The 12457-nt window shown below is 69.3% G+C and carries 12 protein-coding genes; 10 read left to right on the top strand and 2 right to left on the bottom strand.

Translation table 11 applies throughout. The features are described 5' to 3' along the window. Positions 1 to 17: 17 nt before the first annotated feature. Positions 18 to 863 (bottom strand): class I SAM-dependent methyltransferase, encoded by an 846-nt coding sequence (locus NRB56_RS31485; RefSeq protein WP_153348008.1) that lies wholly within the window; start codon positions 861 to 863, stop codon positions 18 to 20. Between the two features lie 170 nt (positions 864 to 1033). Here NRB56_RS31485 and NRB56_RS31480 point away from each other — a divergent pair, with 170 nt between their 5' ends. From NRB56_RS31480 to NRB56_RS31455, 6 genes are all read left to right on the top strand, one after another. After that, complete coding sequence (locus NRB56_RS31480; RefSeq protein WP_194291061.1) at positions 1034 to 1987, top strand: acyltransferase domain-containing protein; 954 nt, start codon at positions 1034 to 1036, stop codon at positions 1985 to 1987. Next, the gene (locus NRB56_RS31475) at positions 1984 to 3162 is read left to right on the top strand and encodes a cytochrome P450 (protein ID WP_153348006.1); all 1179 of its coding nucleotides are present in this window, start codon (positions 1984 to 1986) and stop codon (positions 3160 to 3162) included. Before NRB56_RS31480 ends, NRB56_RS31475 begins: the two co-directional genes overlap by 4 nt. Next, positions 3159 to 4112, top strand: a complete 954-nt coding sequence (locus NRB56_RS39410; RefSeq protein ID WP_153348005.1) for an SGNH/GDSL hydrolase family protein — start codon at positions 3159 to 3161, stop codon at positions 4110 to 4112. Before NRB56_RS31475 ends, NRB56_RS39410 begins: the two co-directional genes overlap by 4 nt. Before the next feature lie 17 nt (positions 4113 to 4129). After that, on the top strand, positions 4130 to 5065 hold the full coding sequence (locus NRB56_RS31465; protein ID WP_319943811.1) for an oxidoreductase: 936 nt from the start codon (positions 4130 to 4132) through the stop codon (positions 5063 to 5065). Between the two features lie 57 nt (positions 5066 to 5122). Next, entirely contained in the window at positions 5123 to 5566 is a 444-nt protein-coding gene (locus NRB56_RS31460; protein ID WP_153348003.1) for a hypothetical protein, read from the top strand. A gap of 101 nt (positions 5567 to 5667) precedes the next feature. Continuing rightward, complete coding sequence (locus NRB56_RS31455) at positions 5668 to 7341, top strand: serine/threonine-protein kinase (RefSeq protein WP_319943810.1); 1674 nt, start codon at positions 5668 to 5670, stop codon at positions 7339 to 7341. A 34-nt stretch (positions 7342 to 7375) separates the two neighbouring features. Here the strand turns inward: NRB56_RS31455 and NRB56_RS31450 are convergent, their stop codons facing one another. Beyond that, the gene (locus NRB56_RS31450) at positions 7376 to 8452 is read right to left on the bottom strand and encodes a hypothetical protein (RefSeq protein ID WP_153348001.1); all 1077 of its coding nucleotides are present in this window, start codon (positions 8450 to 8452) and stop codon (positions 7376 to 7378) included. A 345-nt stretch (positions 8453 to 8797) separates the two neighbouring features. Here NRB56_RS31450 and NRB56_RS31445 point away from each other — a divergent pair, with 345 nt between their 5' ends. The 4 genes from NRB56_RS31445 (at position 8798) to NRB56_RS31430 (ending at position 12320) form a co-directional block, all read left to right on the top strand. Then, positions 8798 to 9787, top strand: coding sequence for an IPT/TIG domain-containing protein (locus NRB56_RS31445; RefSeq protein ID WP_153348000.1), 990 nt, complete (start codon positions 8798 to 8800; stop codon positions 9785 to 9787). A 152-nt stretch (positions 9788 to 9939) separates the two neighbouring features. After that, positions 9940 to 11499, top strand: a complete 1560-nt coding sequence (locus tag NRB56_RS31440; protein ID WP_319943809.1) for a serine/threonine-protein kinase — start codon at positions 9940 to 9942, stop codon at positions 11497 to 11499. 60 nt (positions 11500 to 11559) lie between these two features. Further along, entirely contained in the window at positions 11560 to 12027 is a 468-nt protein-coding gene (locus NRB56_RS31435; protein WP_153347999.1) for a hypothetical protein, read from the top strand. Further along, on the top strand, positions 12024 to 12320 hold the full coding sequence (locus NRB56_RS31430) for a hypothetical protein (protein ID WP_153347998.1): 297 nt from the start codon (positions 12024 to 12026) through the stop codon (positions 12318 to 12320). Before NRB56_RS31435 ends, NRB56_RS31430 begins: the two co-directional genes overlap by 4 nt. Positions 12321 to 12457 lie beyond the last annotated feature (137 nt).

Genomic DNA, 12457 nt, shown 5'->3' with positions numbered 1-12457 from the left:
ATCCGGCGGCGCCGCGCTCAGTGGCGCAGGCTCACGACCCCACCCCACGGCACCCGGCCGGGGTTGCGCGGATTCGGTTGCGGCCAGTAGGTGAGCGGCCGCTGGAACCACGGCAGCCGCCGGAATCGCTCGGCGGCGTGGAACAGCGATGTCGCGCTGTGGAGTTTCCAGCCGAGCCGCTCGAAATAGGCGACGCCGTCGTCGGTCCCGAACCGCAGGGGCGCGTTGGTCAGCATCTCGCCGCCTTGGCGCTGGACCCGGCGACGGCAGGCCTCGGACATCAGATCGAAGACCCACCACTGGATCTGCGGCCGGGACAGGGCCGTGGACAACGCGAGCACCTCGGCCGGCTCCAGGTAGACCAGCAGCCCCTCGGTCAGCACCAAGGCACGCTCGGCGGTGGCCAGCGTCCGGTCCAGGAACTCGCCGAGCGCCGCATGGTCCGCCAGATCCACTGCGCACCTGCGCAATTCACACCTCGGCCGTTCCCCGGCGAGCGCCTGCTCCTTCTCCTCGACCATCGCGGGCAGATCCACCTCCACCCACGGCAGGTTCGGCGGGAGGTCCATCCGGTAGGGCCGGGCGTCCAGTCCGGCGGCCAGATTCAGCACCAGATCACATCCCTGCGCGAGCGCCACCGCGATCAGTTCGTCGATCAGCCTCGTGCGCGAGACGATCCACCAGCCCCGGCGCAGTTTCGCCGGGGCCGCCCGCAGAATGGCCCGGCCGGGCTCCCCCGCCAGCCGGCTCGCCAGCGGATCTCGGAACAGCGCGTCGGGCCGCTCGGTCTCCCATGCCCGGTGCACCGCGACCCAGCGCGCGGTGTCCGACACGCTCGCGATCATCGATCCGGTCCCTGTCATGATCCCCGTCGTCTCCACGGCCGTCCGGTACGGCATCCCCACCAGCACAGCATCGGCGCGAACCGAACTCCATGACACGAATCTGTCAGCTCCGGCCGATTGCCCGCGCCACACGGATGTTGTTGGATCGCAGATACATTCGGCGCCTGCGCCCCTCACCCGGAAGAACGATGTCGAAACTCGCATTTCTCTACGGCGGCCAGATCACGCTGGAGCCGGATCTCGCCGACCGGTTCCACCGGCACAGCCCCGGCGTCCGGCGGGCGTCTGCCGAGGCGGCACAGTGCATCGGGCTGTCCGAGAAGGAATTTCGCACATATCGCCCGGCCGATCCGGAATTCGGGCACAGCCTCGACGCACTGCGGCACGCCGCCCTGGCCCTCGGGCTCACCGACGATCTGGCCGCGCACGGCGTCATCCCGGACGTGGTGGGCGGTTTGAGCCTCGGCGCGCTGATCGGCGCGTGCGTCGCCGAGGCAATCGAACGGGAACAGTTGTACGCCATGCTGTTCCAGCGTCGCCTCGTCCCGCCGCTGCCGCCGAGCGCACCGGCCCAGGCCATGGTGCTGGTGTCCGCGCCGATCGAGTGCGATCCGGAGAGCTTCTGCGAAAGCGACATCCACCTCGCCGTGGACACCGGCCCGCTCGATCTCGAAACCCGTTCGTTCGTCCTCGCCGGCCACCGGGCCGCGCTCGAGGACCTGATCGCCGACGCGCCCGCGGGTGTCCTGATGTTCCTGCTGGACCGGTATCAGGGCGCGTTCCACTCACCGTTGCAGCGGCACGCCGTCGACTTCATGTCCGGCTTCGTGTCCACCATGGCGTTCCACGATCCGAAGATCCCGGTCTGTTCGCCGATCGACCGGTCCACCATGACCACGGCCGAGCAGATCCGCGATTTCGTGTCCCGGCACAACCTGCTCCCCGCCAGGTACGAGCCGATCGTCGCGGAGATCGACCGGATCGGCGGCCGGGCCGCGGTGGTGATCGGCCCCGGGCTGCCACCACCGGCCGCGGCGGCGTTCCTCGTCGAGATGTTCACGGATCCGACCGAACCGGATCGGCTGCCCGACGTCCTGCCGATCGCGTTCGCGCACCGGCTGAGCCACAGGAGAAGACGATGACCTCCGAGACCTCCGAGACCTCCGAGACCTCCGAGACCTCCGAGACCTCCGAGACCTCCGCATCCGCCTGCCCGTTCACCGGGAACGAGACCATCCGCCGCGTCCGCACCGAGGTCGGCGACGAGGCCTGGCTGATCAGCGGCCACGAGCCGGTGCGCGAACTGTTCGCCGACCGGCGCCTGGGCCGGGCCCATCCGACGCCGGAAACCGCTGCTCGCAAATCGAATTCGGTCCTGTTCGGCGGCCCGATCGGGACCTTCGAGACCGAACCGGAGGATCACGAGCGGCTGCGGACCATGCTGAATCCGTTCTTCGGCCCGCAACGCATGCGTGAATTCCGTCCCCGGGTGGAGGCGCTCACCACGGAACTGCTGAACGAACTCGCGGCCGGCGGCGATTCCGGAGATCTGCACGACCAGTTGGCGATTCCGCTGCCCATGATGGTGATCAGCGAGCTCATGGGCGCGCCGGCCGCCGATCGCGACAAGTTCCGGGAATGGAGCGCCGCGGTGTTCCACAAGTACGACGCCGCGAAATCCGGGCAGGCCGGCGCCGAATGGTATTCGTACTGCAAGGAATTGGTGGCGCGCAAGCGGGTGGAGCCCGGCGACGACGTCTTCTCCCGGCTCTGCGAGAACCCGGAACTGACCGACAAGGTGATCACCGCGGTCGGCATGGTGCTGCTGGTCATCGGGCACGAGTCGACGGTGATCGAGATCAGCCTCGGCATGAAATACCTGCTCACCAATCTCGACCAATGGCAATTGCTGGTCGAGCGGCCGGAATTGGTGAACAACGCGATCGAGGAACTGCTGCGGGTACACGAGAACACCGGATTCATCCGCTACGCGCGCGAGGATCTCGATCTGTACGGCGCCGAGGTCAGGCGGGGAGACCTCGTACTGCTCGATATCGAATCGGCCAACCACGATCCGGCGGTGTTCTCGGATTCGCGGCGACTCGACATCACCCGCAAGGAGGGCGCTCATCTGACCTTCGGCTACGGCCGGCGATTCTGTATCGGCGCACCGCTGGCCCGCGTCGAGCTGCAATCGGTGTACACGCAGCTCGTCTCCCGTTTCCCCGATATGCGCCTGGCGATCTCGCCGGAGGAGCTGCGCATGCGGGAGGAGATCGCGACGCGCGGCCTGGTGTCGCTGCCGGTGACGTGGTGAGCCGAGTCGCGCGCCTCGCGTCGCTCGGTGCGCTGCTGGCGTCCTGCTTGCTCGGCGGGCCCGCCGGCGCCGGCTCCGCCGATCCGATCGACGGCCGGACCCTGGTGGTACTGGGTGATTCGTACACAACCGGCGGCACCTGGGTGGACGCGATGGCCGACAAGGTCGCGGGCCGCGGCGATCTGAGCTGCGCGCAACTGCCCGACGCCTGGCCAGGACGGCTGGCCGCGGCCGCCGGACTCACGGAAGACGGTGATGTCCTCGATGTTTCGTGCCAGGGCGCGAGTCTGACCTCGGGTCCGGGCCTGTCGGCGGTTCACGAGACGAGCCGGGCCGCGGCGGCCGGGGCTTTCGGACCGCGGACCGCGATGGTCGCGATCCAACTCGGCCTCAACGACGCCTGGGGCGAATACGGACGGGCAAGGGCCGCCTCGAATCCCGCCACCGTGGCCGGGATCGATCTGTTCGACTGCGTGATCCGGCCGGCCGGATGCGGGCCCGAGGATGCGGCGCGGGGCCTGGTCAACGATCCGGCCGACCTCACCGGCCCGGCCTACGAGGCCCGGATCCGGGACGTCGTGACCTATGTCCGGTACTACGCACCGGCCGCGCGCATCGTCCTGGTGGGATATCCCGAAATCCATGTGCCGGGCGAGGATTCGGTGTGCTTCGGAATTCTCGGCCTCAGGGTCACCCAGCCCCGGGCCGCCGCGTACACCGAGTATCTCGACCGCCTCGACAGCGCGCAGCGCGAGACCGCGCGATCGCTGGGCGTCGACTTCTTCGACACCCGCGCCGCGACCGCCGGTCACGGAAGTTGCTCGGACCGCCCGTGGGTGAACGGATTCGCCGACCCCACCACGGACCCGATCGGAATTCCGTTCCATCCGAACGCTTCCGCCGACGAAGCGACCGCACGCGGCCTGCTGTCGCTGCTGCCGCAGCGATAACCGACGACAGGATTCCAGTGCGCTCCACCTTCGCAACATCCGAGTGGACGATCGCGGACATTCCCGATCTGACCGGTCGCGTCGCCGTGATCACCGGTGGCGCGGCGGGATTGGGCCTCGCGATCAGCATCGCGCTGGCGGGGGCCGGGGCCGAGATCGTGGTGGTGTGCCGGAACACCGCACGAGCCGAACAGATCCGGGCCGCCGTGCGCTCCGCGTCGGTGACGGCGCTGCCCGTCGACCTCGCCGATCAGTCGTCGGTCCGCGCCTGCGCCGCCGCCGTGAGCGCTCGCCACCCCCGCATCGACCTCCTGATCAACAACGCGGGCACCGCAGCCCGCCGCCGCGTCCTCACCGGCGAGGGATTCGAATCCACGCTGGCCACCAACCATCTGGGCCACTTCGCCCTGACCGGTCTGCTGTGGCCGCGACTCGTCGCCGCACCCGCCGCCCGCGTGGTGACCGTGACGAGCACCATCCTGAAGCGTGGTGTCCTCGTCCCCGGCGACCTGCACTTCACCCACCGTCGCTACCACCGGTCCGCGGCCTACGCGCAATCCAAACTGGCCAACCTCATGTTCGCCCTCACCCTGGCGCGCCACCTCACCGGCACACCCGTGCGCTCCGTCGCCGCCCACCCCGGCTTGGCCGCCACCGATTTCGGCCGCAACTGGGATCCGGTCACCCGCGCCGCGATGTCCGCGCCCGCACCGCTGCTGACCCGGTTCGCGCAGAGCCCCGACGGCGGCGCCCTGCCCATCCTGCGCGCCGCCACCGATCCGGCCGCGGCGAACGCCGACTTCTACGGCCCCGCCGGCCGGAACGGCCTCCGTGGCAGCCCGATCCGGATCCCGGCCCACGCGCGGGCCACCGACCGCCACTGCCAGGACCGGCTCTGGTCCGAATCCGAACGCCTCACCGGAATCGCCTACCCACCGGCAAGCCACCGGTAAGTTCCCGGAAAGGGTTGCGCGCCATGCTGAGCGCACATCCGAGGGAAAGGCACGAACATGATGGGGAAATTGGCGGCGCTGGCCGCACTGGCCACGACGGCCGCGGCGATCGGCTTCGCCGGTCCGGCACAGGCGCATCCAGGTGGGCCGCAGTACTCCTACGACTGGTTCCGGTCGCCGTCGGGCAATATCGCCTGCATGATCAGCGACGGCACCGACGTGCGCTGCGACATCATCGACTACCGGTTCACCCCGCCGCCGCGACCGGCCGGCGGTTGCGGGGACAGCGGGTACGGGCACACGGTGACGATGTCGGTCACGGCCGCCGCCCGATTCACCTGCGCCGGTGACACGGTGATGGATCCGAGCCTGCCCGTGCTGCCGTACGAGACCACCACCGGTGTCGGCGCGGTCGAGTGCTACAGCACCACCGACTACATGTATTGCAGCGCGGGCGACCACTACCTGCGCCTGTCGCAAAACGAGTTCGCGCTCCAGTGAATTCGGCGCGGCCGCGATCGGATCCGGGCGGGTCCGGATCGTCGCCGGTATCGGGGCCGGTCGGCGCTCCGGTATCGTCGCGCGGCAGGGAGGTCGCGGCCGTGGAGTTGTCGGAGTTGCAGCCGGGCGAACTGTTCGCCGGGTATCGCGTCCTGCGCCGGATCGGGGCCGGCGGGATGGGCGTGGTCTATCTGGCCGAACATCCTCGGCTGCCCCGCCGCGACGCGGTGAAGATCCTCGATCCGGCGCTGGGCCGGGACGAGGACTTCCGCTCGAGATTCCTGCGCGAGGCGGAACTGGCCGCGCGCGTAGAACATCCGAATGTGGTCTCGATCTACGACCGCGGCGCCGAGGGCGATCTGCTGTGGATCGCGATGCGCTACGTCGACGGGTCCGACGTAGCCGAACTGGTGCGCCGCGGCCCGGCGGAACTGCCACCGCGCCGAGCGCTGCGCATCGTCACGGAAGCCGCGCGCGGACTCGACGCGGCACATCGAGCGGGCCTGTTGCACCGGGATGTGAAGCCCGCCAACATTCTCGTCGCGCCCGGCCCCGACGGCACGGACACGGTGCGCATCACCGATTTCGGCATCGCCCGATCCGTCGACACGAACACCGTGACCAGCACCGGTTCGGTGCTGGCGACCTTCGCCTACGCCTCGCCCGAACAGCTGAGCGGCCACGCGCTCGACGCCCGCACCGACGTGTACTCGCTGGGCTGTTCGCTGTTCGAGATGCTCACCGGGGCACCGCCGTTCGGCCGCCGCTCGCCGGTCGCGGCGATGGCCGCGCACCTCACCGAGCCACCACCCGCCGCCTCGGCCGCGAATCCGGCCCTGCCACGACGACTCGACGCGGTCCTGATCCGCGCGCTGGCGAAAAATCCGGCGGACCGATTCGGCAGTTGCGCCGAACTCGCGGCCGCCGCCACCGCGGCGTTCGAGGAGAGGCACTCCGATTCGCACGAGGGTGCCCGATTCGGCAGCGCCGCAACGGCTTCCGGCCTTCCGATGCGATATGCCGGACCGGCCGGACCGGGATTCGGCACACCGGTTGCCGACCGGCAGACCGGCCCGGCACCCGTGCTGCGGCCGGGCACCGGCGCCGATCGTCCCGGAACCGGTTCTTCCCGTCCCGGACCGGAAGCACCGGCGACTTCCGGCCGAGCGGTGCGATATTGGTCGATCGCCGCGGCGGCGGCGCTGGTGGTGGCCGCGGGCACGGCGATCGCGGTGGCTCGAAGCGGCGCGGAGCAGGGCCATCCCGTCGCGATCACGACATCCGCCCCGGTGCCGACGACCCGTTCCGGCACCTCGGCGCCGACGACTCCGCCCGCCACCACGACTCCGGCGGCAGCGGCCTGGGGTGCGGCGGCGTACATCGTCAGCGCCTTCCCCGGCCTGTTGCCCGCCGACCCGGAGGGCAGCGGATACCAGGGTGTGCGGTGCGCGTTGAACGACGACCGCGGCACCTGGTTGCAGTGTCTGCCGCCGTCCTCGTCGACCGGCTTCTCCGTGAACATCCATTGCGACCCCAACCGCCGCCCGATCACCTATTCGTCGGATGTGCTCGGCCGCAGCAATATTCGCGAGGAACACTGGACCCGGCCGACCGGCACCGGCTCGGTGCGCTGGACCACCGACTCGATGGCCGGATTCGGCCTGCTGGATGTCGCTTTCGACGATCCGGGCCGCCGCTTCTGCATTGTCGGCGCCTCCGGCGGCACCGGCGGACAGGATGTGTACGACAACTGGTGGCGAGGCGCACCACTGTGAATCGGGTGCCCGCGGCCCGCACCGGACGACCCCGTCAGGTTTCCGAATCGATCAGTAGATGCTCCAAGTGGACCGTATCATCGGAGTCCGTGCCGACGCCGACCACCGCGACGAACTCGCGATCGCCGACCCGTTGTTGCAGCGGACTCCAGCAGCCGGCCAGATACCGGCTCGCCCCGGTCATACCCCGAGGCCCCAGGCCCGCGCAGAACATCCAGTACCGATCGGGATGCGGATCCGGGACCGGTCGCACCCGTGCGATGACGCCGATGTCGTAATCACCGGTCGAGCTGTACCGGCTGCCGTCCGTCAACTCCAACTGCGCGAACCGGGAACAGTATTCGGCCCCGCCGTCGACCGTGAACAGCGGTCGCTCGGCGCCTTCGAGGTACTTGCGTGTGCAGTCGTTGCCCATCAGCCCGAAGCTGAGGTAAGGGCGGTCACTGTGCGCGGCGACATACCGATCGCCGCGAATATCGATCGGAATACCGGTATGGCGCTGGAACGCGGTGAACACATGCAGCAATCCGCGGGTTTCCGGCTCCGGAAGGGCAGTCAGGACATCGACGTGGCGATCGGCCGCGAATACGCGAGGCTTTCTCGCGAATGCCCAGCGGTGACCGGCCTCGGCCGCCGAGTGTGTGTGGACGGGCTGGATCGGTAGCTCGAAGGTCGGGTACACGAGCGTAATCCCACTGGTGATCACTTCGGCGCCGAGAAATGTTCCGAGTTCGATGTCCGGTGCGGGAACACCCAACTCGTGGGCCCGTGCCGCGACCGTCGCGGCATCCGCCATCTGAAACAAGCGCTCGACCGTCCAGCCGGGAAACATCTTGACCAGTACCCGGCAATGATAGTCGCGGGGAAGTCCGACCATTCTGCCCGAGAGCCACTGATAGAACTGCGTTTTGGCCGGCCCGTAACCGGCGGGGATCGGCGGATCGAGTTGTGCGGCGCATCTGTCGTAGGCCGCCAGAAAGTCGGAATGGTTCGTGAGATGCTGCTCCGCCAGCAGCATCCTCAGAACGGTAGCCATCGAAACCTCCTTGTCCCCCACCGCCGTGGCGGTCCCGTCAGCTCCATTAACCCCCGCCGGCCTTTTGCCGGGCAACGCATCCGCGATCCGTTTTCGTTCGTTTTCACTTCGATCGCCCGTCCTGCGCGAGAACGCGGATCACGCGGCCCCGAGCCCGCCGACAATGCGGCCCGCACAATGCTTTCGAAGCGGTGCCACCCGTGGATCGGAGCGATTCGCCGCACCCGTGGATCGGGTGAATGCGCCACCGGGTCGTCGGCCGTGCCCGGCCGAGTCGAAAACGAACGAAAGCGAACCGGCAGACATATTGCCGGGCAGGCGATCTCGGGGCCTTACTGGAGTCAGCGGGCCCGCTGACACAGCCGGACAACGACCGGCACACGTAATCATCGACACATCAGTACGAGGAGGCCGGCTGCAATGCCTACCATCACATCCATCTCTCCGACCTCGGGCCCCGCCCTGGGGGGCACGAGTGTCACGATCACCGGAACCGGCTTCACCGGAGTTCTCGCGGTGCGGTTCGGTATTCTCCCGGCGTTGTTCATCGTCAATTCCGCCACGCAGATCACGGCTGTCGCCCCGCCGGGCCTGCCCGGTACGGCACAGGTGTCCGTCATCGGCCTCACGGGAATCAGCAACAACGTTCCCTACACCTACGTCGCGGCTCCCGTCCTGACCGGGATCTCTCCCCATTCCGGACCCGTGACCGGCGGCACGACGGTCGTCCTCACCGGGTTGGCCCTGACCGGCGCCACCGCGGTGAACTTCGGTGGCACACCGGCGACTTCGTTCACGGTCGACTCGGCGACGCAGATCACGGCCGTGACACCCGCCGGTCCGGCCGGCCTCGTGCCGGTCACCGTCACCACTCCGGGCGGCACGAGCAACGGACTCCCGTTCAGCTACGCCGCGGCTCCCACCCTGGTCGCCATCACACCCCCGTCGGGACGGGCCACCGGCGGGACGACCGTGGTCCTCACCGGGACGGCCCTGAACGGCGCGACCGCGGTCAGTTTCGGTGGCACACCCGCGACGTCGTTCACCGTCGTCTCCCCCACCCAGATCACCGCCGTCACCCCGGCGGGGGCGGCCGGTACGGTGGCGGTCACCGTCACTACCCCGGGCGGCACGAGCAACGGGATCCCGTTCACCTACATCGCGGCTCCCACCCTGACCGCCATCACACCGGCCACGGGACCGATCACGGGCGCAACGGTCGTGGTACTCACCGGAACCGGTCTGACCGGAGCCACCGCGGTGCATTTCGGTCTCTTGCCGGCGCTCTCGTTCACCGTCGACTCGGCGACCCAGATCACGGCGGTCACCCCGCCCGGATTGGGCACGGTGGCGGTCACCGTCACCACCGCGGGCGGAACGGTCGACGGCGTCTCGTACACCTACGCCTGAGCTCCGCGTAGGGGCCGGGCCGCCGGCGGGCACCACGCCGCCCGGCGGCCCGAGCCACGCAGCCACTACCCACCGGTTTCGAGTTCCCGGCCCGTTCCGCAACCGGGTTCGGCCGGTGACTCGACGCTCGCCTACGGTCAGCGGGAGAATCGGTGGGTGTTCCAGAGGAGCTGCGGGACGTGACGGACCATGATGTGACGGGTCGAGTGGGTTCCGGTGCGCCCGAACCCACCTCGGGTGGGGTGATAGCCGGATACCGGATCGAGCGGGTACTCGGGGCCGGCGGGAGCGGCACGGTCTACCTGGCGCGGCATCCACGGCTGCCACGCTCGGTCGCGTTGAAGGTGTTGCATCGGGCCGATTCCGGATTCCGGGAACGGTTCGAGCGCGAGGCCGATCTCGCGGCCCGGCTCGATCACCCGAACGTGATCGAGATCTACGACCGTGGCGTGGCGGACGGTACTCCCTGGATCGCGATGCGATACGTCGCCGGACCGGACGTGGCGCAACTCGTCACGCGCGGTCCGGCGACACTGCCACCGCGACGGGCGATCTCGATCCTGGCCGGGGCCGCGGCCGGACTGGACGCGGCCCATCGGCAGGGCCTGATCCACCGGGATGTGAAGCCCGCCAACCTGCTCGTCGGTGACGACGGCGGGGCCGACCACGTCTTCGTCACCGATTTCGGCATCGCCCGCTCCGGCGACCTGACCGCGCTCACCGCATCCGGCACCCTCGTCGCCACCCTCGCCTACGCCGCACCGGAACATCTGCTGGGCGACACCGTCGACCACCGCGCGGACATCTACTCGCTGGGCTGCACCCTGTACGAGATGCTCACCGGCACTGTGCCTTTCCCGCGTGCTTCGGCGGCCGACACGATCCGCGCCCACCTCAACGAGCCACCGCCGCCACCCTCCCGGGTCCGTCCCGGCCTCCCCGAATCGTTCGACGCGGTGATCGCCACCGCACTGGCCAAGAACCCGGCCGACCGCTACGACAGCTGCACCGCCCTCGCCGCCGCCACCCAGCGCGCGCTGGGCGCACCCACCGGACCCACCTGGTCGCCCACCCCGAACCGGCGAACCGGGCACCGCAACCTCTGGGTCGCCGCCGCCGCGGTGATCGCGGTGGTGGCCGCCGCGACGATCGCCGCGGCGACCCTGCTCCCCGCCCGGACACAACAGCCGATCGAAACATCCACAGCCGCACCATCACCCACATCGCCGCCCACCGTCACCACGACGACCGCCCCGACCACGAGCACCCTCCCCCCGGTGACCGCGTGGGGCCGGGACAACGACCTGGTGGCCCTGTTCCCCGGCCTGCTACCCACCGCCCCCGGACTACCCGGCTACCAAGGTGCCCGGTGCGACGATCTGAACGTGCTGAACAACGGCGGCGCCCCCGCGATCGAATGCAAGCAGGACAACGGAATCGAGTGGACGGTCTGGTCGTTCCGTCGCGGAGATCCGAGGCGCGACAGCACCTTCCAGACCAACCTGCACGACGCGTCCGTCCGGGAGCAACCCTGGTCCCGCCCGTCCGGCACCGGCCGCATCCGCACCGGCTACTACTCCGGCGGCAACCTCGGCTGGGCCACCATCGAATTCGACGACCCGGCCCGAGCATGGGTGGTCATCGACCTCCAATGGGGTTCCCATCCCGGCACCGACATCGCCGACCAGTGGTGGACACCGGCACCGCTCTGAAATTCGGCGATTGACCGCGCGCAGTACTGAACTACTTCAGCACTGCGCTATCATGGCCGGATGAGTGCGATGAAGAGCCTGCCGTTCAGTGACCTCGTCCGGAAGCAGACGTCGGTGTTTCCCTTGCTGGCCGACGCCGATGTGCTCCTCGAGCGGCGCGATGCGGAGAATGTGGTCCTCATGCGCGACGAGCGGTACCGCGCGATGGAGGGCGCGCTGCGGCTCGCCGCGCGGTCGCTGGGATTGGTGGCACGCGGGAACCGGCAACTGGCCGAGGAGGTGTTCGCCGAGGAACTGCCCTGGCTGACGTGGCTACCGGCCAAGCACCGGCCCGAGGCGGTGCGGGAGTTGCTGGACGATCTGCTCGCAGGCGCCGATACCGGGTATTACCTGCCGTTTCTTCGCGATCTCATCGCCTGGCAGCACACCGCGGAGATCCACACCGACCCGGCTCGCGTCGCACAGCTGAGCGGGCCGTTCGATCCGGCCGACTTCGCGGAGGTCGAGCGCCCCGGCGGTCGTCGATGACCAGGTTGAAGCGCGGGGACGAAATCCCCCGACCGAAGCCGTGGCGGGTACTGCCGCACAGTACCGAGGCCGCCAGAGGGTGGGCCGAACTGGAGCGACAGGCCCTGGATGCGCTGGATCGAGCATGGGTGGACCTGACCGCCGAACCGCGCAGCGTGCGCAATCCGGCACGTCAGCATCGGCTGAAGGCGATGCTGGGCTCCGTCAAGGTCGGCAGCGTCGAGCTGGAGCAATGGCAGTACGAGGTGACCAGCAGTGGCCGCTTGTGGTACGCGATCGCCGATCGGGAGTGAACGCCGTGCCGCTCGCCGGTGATTCCCCGGTCCGGCGGTGGCATTCTGACGGCATGGGAGGCGAGGGGCCGATGGCGGTGGTCGATGTCTCGGTGCTGGGGCCGGTGCGGGTTTCGGTGGCGGGGGTTGGGGTGGGG

Source organism: Nocardia aurantia, from assembly GCF_009604425.1.
Taxonomy (GTDB): Bacteria; Actinomycetota; Actinomycetes; order Mycobacteriales; family Mycobacteriaceae; genus Nocardia; species Nocardia aurantia.
This window is presented reverse-complemented; position numbering and strand designations above follow the sequence as displayed.

Coding starts and splice junctions, on each gene's coding strand:
- NRB56_RS31485 (WP_153348008.1), bottom strand. CDS start 863: ATGACAGGGACCGGATCGATGATCGCGAGCGTGTCGGACACCGCGCGC.
- NRB56_RS31480 (WP_194291061.1), top strand. CDS start 1,034: ATGTCGAAACTCGCATTTCTCTACGGCGGCCAGATCACGCTGGAGCCG.
- NRB56_RS31475 (WP_153348006.1), top strand. CDS start 1,984: ATGACCTCCGAGACCTCCGAGACCTCCGAGACCTCCGAGACCTCCGAG.
- NRB56_RS31460 (WP_153348003.1), top strand. CDS start 5,123: ATGATGGGGAAATTGGCGGCGCTGGCCGCACTGGCCACGACGGCCGCG.
- NRB56_RS31445 (WP_153348000.1), top strand. CDS start 8,798: ATGCCTACCATCACATCCATCTCTCCGACCTCGGGCCCCGCCCTGGGG.
- NRB56_RS31435 (WP_153347999.1), top strand. CDS start 11,560: ATGAGTGCGATGAAGAGCCTGCCGTTCAGTGACCTCGTCCGGAAGCAG.
- NRB56_RS31430 (WP_153347998.1), top strand. CDS start 12,024: ATGACCAGGTTGAAGCGCGGGGACGAAATCCCCCGACCGAAGCCGTGG.